The sequence below is a fragment of the Streptococcus sp. HMSC056C01 genome, from assembly GCF_001811305.1.
Taxonomy (GTDB): Bacteria; Bacillota; Bacilli; order Lactobacillales; family Streptococcaceae; genus Streptococcus.
In genome coordinates, this window is record NZ_KV804195.1 from 16,671 (window position 1) to 22,473 (window position 5,803).

Sequence of the window (5,803 nt, forward strand, 5' to 3'; positions counted from 1 at the left end):
ACGTGGTTTGAATTTGATTTTCGAAGAGTATTAACTATTTGACTCCTGATTTATCTAGATCAAAAAGGCCGTAACTAGTTCTAGTCACGACTCTTTCTAATATAAGATCAAATTTCTCTATGAATTTCGTTGATTTTAACTATTTCATTGATCTTCTTTTTTCTTGCCCATGGCAAACATACCTAGGAGCATGCCTACAAGTCCTAGAGATGCAAGAGGAGCAACAGCTTCACTTCCTGTTTCAGGAAGAAGTTGCTGACGAGCAGCAGGGGCTTGATAAGTTTTATCTTGTGCCATAGCCTGAACCACAATTGACTGTTCTCCCTTATACTCTGAGACCTCATGGACAGCAGCTTCAGCACTGTTTACACCACCTACATACGCTGGAACTTCTGTACTCGCAGCTTCTAGCCCATTGACACCGCCTGTGTATTCTGGAACCTCTAACTTAGCGGCCTCTACTCCATTGACACCACCTGTGTACTCTGGAACTTCTAACTTAGTAGCCTCTACTCCATTAACACCGCCTGTATATTCTGGAACCTCTAACTTAGCGGCCTCTACTCCATTGACATCGCCTGTGTACTCTGGAACTTCTAACTTAGAAGATTCCACTGCATTGACGCCACCTGTGTATTCTGGAACCTCTAACTTAGCGGCCTCTACTCCATTAACGCCACCTGTGTATTCTGGAGCTTCTAACTTAGCAAATTCTAATCCATTGACGCCACCTGTGTATTCTGGAACTTCTAACTTAGCGGCCTCTACTCCATTAACACCACCTGTATATTCTGGCGCCTCTGCCTTCGCACTTTCTTCTCCATTGACTCCACCTTCGAAGGCTGATGCGTCTGACTTAGCTGCTTCCTCACCATTGACACCACCTTCGAACTCTGGACTCTCTGCTTTAGCTGCTTCTACTGCATTGACTCCGCCTTCGAACTCTGGACTCTCTGCCTTAGCTCCTTCCTCACCATTGACACCACCTTCAAATTCTGGGACTTCTGATTTAGTTGCTTCCTCACCATTGACGCCACCTTCAAAAGCTGGAACTTCATGAACGGCAGACTCTCCTTTTGAGCTTTCTACTAGACTACCTTCTGGAACTTCATGGACCGCGGCTTCCTCACCGTTCACACCACCTTCGAAGTCCAGAATCTCATGAATGGCTGCTTCAGCACCATTGACTCCACCTTCGAATTCTGGGACTTCATGAATAGTTCCCGGTGGATTTTCTTCAACCTCTATTTCTGGAACTTCATGAACAGCGGCTTCTTCGCCGTTCACACCACCTTCAAAGGCTGGCACATTATGAACAGCGGCTTCCTCACCGTTGACACCACCATCAAAGGCTGGAGCCTCATGAACTGCACCTTCTTCACCATTGACTGCACCTGTAAATTCTGGGACTTCATGGATTTCTGCTTTTGCTCCATTTTTACCACCAGGGACTCCTGCACCTTCAAGACTTACAGGCAAATTATGCATGCTCTCAATTGCACCATCAATGATTTCTGTAATTTCTTGACCAATATCTTCCTTGTTAACTGCGAAAAGCAATGTTTTTGTATCGTATTGCGTCAAGAAAGTCGCAAAGTTCCCATTTGCCAATTTAAGAACTGGTGGTTGATTCACCAATACTTCAGAATCAAATTCTAGAGCAATGACATTTTTGCTCATCTCCACAGCATTTTTTACAGTTGCTTTTGTTGGAGCAATTCTATCCTTGCTTAAGAAATCCCAGTTGAATTTCTTATAAGACAAGGTATATTCATTTTGAGTGGCAGTTGCATGCTCATAAAGCAAGCCAAATTCACCGTCCCCAAGATCTTGCAAGGAATTATAAGCAAATTTGCCACTTTGAATTGGATTGTGCTTGAGCCAAGTTAGGTCTCCATTGGCTTCCACACGCGCTAAGTGCACCAGACCATTGTAACGTCCTGGCCCACCTGCATTACTGAGGATGATATATTCCTTACCATCTTGTACCGTATGAATGGCAGACATTTGAACGTAGACATCTTTGACATCTGAATAGCGTTTTACATCTTTTTCCCAAGTTGCTCCACCGTCTTTACTCGTTGCAACTTGCAAATCCCCTGTCAATCCACGCATGAAGAGTTTGAGATCCCCATTATTCAACTGAACAACAGTTGACTCAGTATTTTGAGCACCTGGATTATTCATATTTGAAGAATGAATTGTTTGGTTACCTACTGGACGGTTATCATTGACCGCTTCACCAGCGTGCCAAGTTTCACCATGGTCATCTGAGTAAATGACGCGTGAAGACTGAGAACCACTTAGGTAGGATACGTTATTTGTAGTGTAGGCAGGGATAACAAGACGCCCTTTATGAGGTCCTGAATGTAAGGCAATACCTGTACCAGGTCCAGTACCTAAGAAGTGCATCCAGTCCTTACGAATGCCGTATGTAATATCTTTTGGTGCAGACCAAGTTTTACCATCGTCATCACTATAAGACATCCAGAGATAGTTGGTGTTTGAAACTCTAAAGATATTCTTGTCGCTGTAATCAAAGTAGACATTACCGATTAGTTCCTCACCCTTGTAAAGGTCACCCTTATCACTATAGGCTGGTTTCTTAGGATCAACTACAACACGGTATTCTGTCTTTCTATTTTCAGGGTCAAAGACTTCACCATTTTCACGGATTGTATAACGTCCTGCTTCACCTTTTTTGTATAGAACCTGATAAACCTTATCTCCAATTTGCTCATAGGCTTGTGGTGCTTTTCCTGGTAAATCTCTGACAGCTTCACCTTCTACGAACATATCAAAAATAGAGAAGATTCGCTTAGTTTTCGGATCTTGGACTAGGGCCATGTCAATGTTGACTGGTGATCCCGCATGAGCTCTTCTGGCATTCTCATTGTCCCGAGGATTTGAGATGACAATTCTATCTCCCCACGTTTTGCCCTTATCATCACTACGACGAACAACCATACCGATATCGCCCCAGTCAGAGTGATGCAAGCGTCTCTCATCTGCACCAGCAATCAAGGTTCCTTTATCAGTTTTCAGCAGGGCAGGAATGCGGTAGCTTGCGATACCATCTTTATTTGGCTTGCGGTTCTCACCACCTTCAAAAACATCCAGTTTATCAGTAACTTCTGCTCCTTCAGGAAGTTTCTTCTCCAACTCTCCTCTTTCAAAAAGTTGGCTACGTTTTTTAACTTCTTCTGGAGAAAGAGTACGATCATAAACCGTTAGATTACGGACTTTAAGATTAGCACCCCAGAAGTTTTTGCCTGTACGTTTTGTTGTACCGATTTGTACATGGTTGACATCTGGCATGTCTTGGATGAAGCGACCAGACTGAGGACTTGTGCGCGACAAGACACCATTTACATAGACGCGAACCTGACCTTTTGGTTGGTCAGCATTTGGTCTTTCAACTGTAAAGGTTACAGAGTTCCACTCACCTGGCTTAATTTTCAAAGGAGCAGTTTTATAATCACCATAGAATTGATTTCCATTTGCATCACGACCTTCAACGATAGCTGTGTTATCAAGGATGGCCATAGTGAAATACTCATTTACTTTAGTATCACTAGAAACTGAGAAGAGGTTGTAAAAACGTGGAGCAGATGCATCTGGCTTAAACTCCATATGAATGGTCGCATTTTGAAGTTTTTTAAGCTTGTCTAGCTCTTCCTTCATGTCAACTCTTTGACCGTTTGAAGGATTGGTTTCAACATCTTCTTTCTCTATAACAGTATTGGCATTTTCCAACTCTCTTGCATAAAAGTCACGCGGAATGTTTCCAACTTCTTCTTCGTCTTTACTCTCTGTAGCTGGAGTTTCGTTTGATGTTTCTGTTCCGGTTGGTTTTTCAGACGCTGGGTTTGCTTGCAACTCTTCACGGCTCACTTCTGTTCCACTATTATTTACTGTGGTTACTTGGCCTGCAAGCTCCTTATCTAAATTAGCTAGATTTCCTGTCTCTACTTCCTTAGGCAATTCTGGCAAAGATTGCCCCGCTGTTTCACCATTCGTTGATGGTGCCTCTTGAGCCAAAGCCGGTGCAGCACCAAAAACAACCGCTCCAATCACTACTGAAGCTGCTCCAACTGCAAATTTCCGAATTCCATATCTCTGTTTTCTATCAAAATCTCTCTGATTCATGTTTTCCCTTCCGTTATTTTAAAAAATAAAGCGCTTTCTTTTTTGCTTAAAATTTTTAGCCACTCAGACTAGCTGCAAATAAGAAACTGTATTATTGAATGGAATTGCCATTCTTTGTAAATGAAATGCTGTTGCGCTTTTATAAATTCCAAGTTAAAAGATTCGCAACTAGCTATACTCCTTTCACTTTTTATCTTAATCATATTATATAATAAATATTCTAAATTTTAGACTTTATAATCTATAATAGATTCTACTTTCAAAGATATTTAGAAGTTTCAAACTACCTAAAACTACTTTCTCATTATCTGGGGCACATAAAGAAAAGCCTGTAGTTCATTCGAAACTACAGAGCTTTTTTTCAATTTTTAGTGACCAAGATAGGTAAAGGGGATCTCACTACCACATAACCAGTTGTAAACTTGATCATTGACATGAACATTCATGGCTTCATGAGCATATTCAGGCATGATACGATAACTCTTTTCACAAGTCAAACGGTTGTAAATAGCAAACTGAGTGATTGGATAGCAGACATCGTCATCAAGTCCAGTAATCATCCGAACTTCCCCCTTAATACGATGGGCAAGATTTTTTACATCGATATAACTAAGTGTTTCCATAATCTGCTCTTCTGTCTCATGGAATGGATCATGGAACTTAAAGTAACGAAAGAGCTCATCATAGGCTTCGCTAGTATTTCCAATCTCTACCACTCGTCTAAAGTCTGACAAGAATGGATAAATAGCTACGGTTCGCTTAATCCGTGGATTTAACCCCGCAGCCACCAGAGCCAGCGCTCCTCCTTGAGAAGCTCCATAGCTTGCTAATTGGCCTTCATCCACTTGTGGGAAGCTAGCTACAATCTCAACTAATTGATAAATATCAAGATAAACATCCTTATAGAAGAGTTGCTCTTTTCCTTCTACTGCACCACGAATGATTTGGCCCTTAACTGTATTTCCGAGAGGCGAACGTAACCCATCTTGTGAGTAACCAGACTGACCACGGACATCCATAGATACAACACCATAACCAGCGACTGTAAAGGCCAACATATCTGTCCAATCCCAACAACGTCCCATATAGCCATGGAAGTGAAAAATAACTGGTACTTTATGTTCAGATTTTGGTAAGACCACACGTGCATAAACAAGACCATCACGTGTACCTTTAAAAGTTAGCTCATAACACTTCACATTTGGAATACGAAAATCACGTTCCTCTAGTTGGTAATCTGGTAAGACTGAAACCTTCTCTATTTCCCCATCCCAAAAATCGTCAAAGTCTTGCGGAACTTCATCTCGCCCTCTGTAAGTTTTCATTTCTTCTATTAGTGCTGGATTTCTCATAAAACCCTCCTTGATTTTGTAACCTTTACCATAACTCTAGCACATAAAGGAAGGCAATGCAAGACTGATATATTAAATAGAAAGTGATTTTAATTTTGAAGATTCATAAAAGCTTATCTGAAAGTAGTTTTATCCATTCCATTCTGTATACATTCAATACACTTTCAAAGAATAACAGCTTCTTTGGTTTCTCATCCAAGAGTCATTGAAAACTAGTCTTATACTCAAATCCAAACTAGGTCAGCTTTATCTGCAACCTCAAAGCCGGGCTTTGAGCAACCTGCGGCTAGCTTCCTAGTTTG

At 41.4% G+C, this 5,803-nt stretch carries 2 protein-coding genes; both read right to left on the reverse strand.

Annotated elements, in window-relative coordinates:
- Positions 1-144 precede the first annotated feature (144 nt).
- A complete protein-coding gene (locus HMPREF2795_RS04150) occupies positions 145-4,149 on the reverse strand; it encodes an SIALI-17 repeat-containing surface protein (RefSeq protein ID WP_261675673.1) in 4,005 nt (1,334 codons plus the stop codon).
- A 368-nt stretch (positions 4,150-4,517) separates the two neighbouring features.
- Positions 4,518-5,501 carry an acetylxylan esterase gene (locus HMPREF2795_RS04155; RefSeq protein ID WP_075228296.1) on the reverse strand — a complete coding sequence of 328 codons (984 nt, stop codon included), beginning with the start codon at positions 5,499-5,501 and terminating at the stop codon, positions 4,518-4,520.
- Positions 5,502-5,803 lie beyond the last annotated feature (302 nt).

Coding starts and splice junctions, on each gene's coding strand:
- HMPREF2795_RS04150 (WP_261675673.1), bottom strand. CDS start 4,149: ATGAATCAGAGAGATTTTGATAGAAAACAGAGATATGGAATTCGGAAA.
- HMPREF2795_RS04155 (WP_075228296.1), bottom strand. CDS start 5,501: ATGAGAAATCCAGCACTAATAGAAGAAATGAAAACTTACAGAGGGCGA.